Origin of the sequence: Streptomyces aureocirculatus (assembly GCF_000720475.1) — a bacterium.
GTDB classification, from domain to species: Bacteria; Actinomycetota; Actinomycetes; order Streptomycetales; family Streptomycetaceae; genus Streptomyces; species Streptomyces aureocirculatus.
Genome location: NZ_JOAP01000148.1, coordinates 1 through 586, shown reverse-complemented (window position 1 = coordinate 586; position 586 = coordinate 1). Strand labels below are relative to the sequence as shown.

Genomic DNA, 586 nt, shown 5'->3' with positions numbered 1-586 from the left:
AGGGCTCGGTAGGTTGGCCGCATGTCTTCTGCACTTGTTGTTGGTTACGAACCGCAAGCGATACCTGGCGTCGACGGAGAGGCTCTTCGTGCGGCGCTCAATGCGGAGCTGGCCCGGTTCGGTGAGCACGGTATCGACGCGGCCATGACGCTGATCGCGTTCGACGCATCGGCCGAGTCCACCCTCGTCGCATCGTTGACCAAGCAGCCGTGGGACGTCGTGGTCGTCGGCGGCGGGATCCGCAAGACCGAGCCGCTGCTTCCGCTCTTCGAACAGATCGTGAACCTGGTCCGCCGCCATGCGCCCCAGGCCGCCATTGCGTTCAACACCAGTGGCGGGGACAGCGTCGAAGCGGCACAGCGGTGGCTCTGAATCCCGGCCGCCCGATCACGTCTTGAGCCACAGTCGGATCGCCGCAACGGTAACGGTGCCGTGGAAGACGTAGGCGCGCTTGTCGAACCTCGTGGCCACGGCTCGGAAGTTTTTCAGGGCATTGATCGTCCGCTCCACTTCGTTCCTGCGCTTGTAGATCGTCTTGTCGAAGCCGGTGGGCCGCCCGCCTTGGCTGCCGCGGCGCTTGCGGTTG

Annotated in this window: 1 protein-coding gene and 1 pseudogene; one reads left to right on the top strand and one right to left on the bottom strand. The window is 65.0% G+C overall.

Annotation, left to right across the window (positions count from 1 at the left end):
- Positions 1–21 precede the first annotated feature (21 nt).
- Positions 22–372, top strand: coding sequence for a hypothetical protein (locus tag IG78_RS0141135; protein ID WP_030574944.1), 351 nt, complete (start codon positions 22–24; stop codon positions 370–372).
- 15 nt (positions 373–387) lie between these two features.
- Here IG78_RS0141135 and IG78_RS0141130 read toward each other — a convergent pair.
- Positions 388–586: pseudogene (locus IG78_RS0141130) on the bottom strand (IS5/IS1182 family transposase); the annotation flags it as partial.

Bases quoted from the DNA above. Each gene is read 5' to 3' on its own strand.
- IG78_RS0141135 (WP_030574944.1), top strand. From the start codon at position 22: ATGTCTTCTGCACTTGTTGTTGGTTACGAACCGCAAGCGATACCTGGC.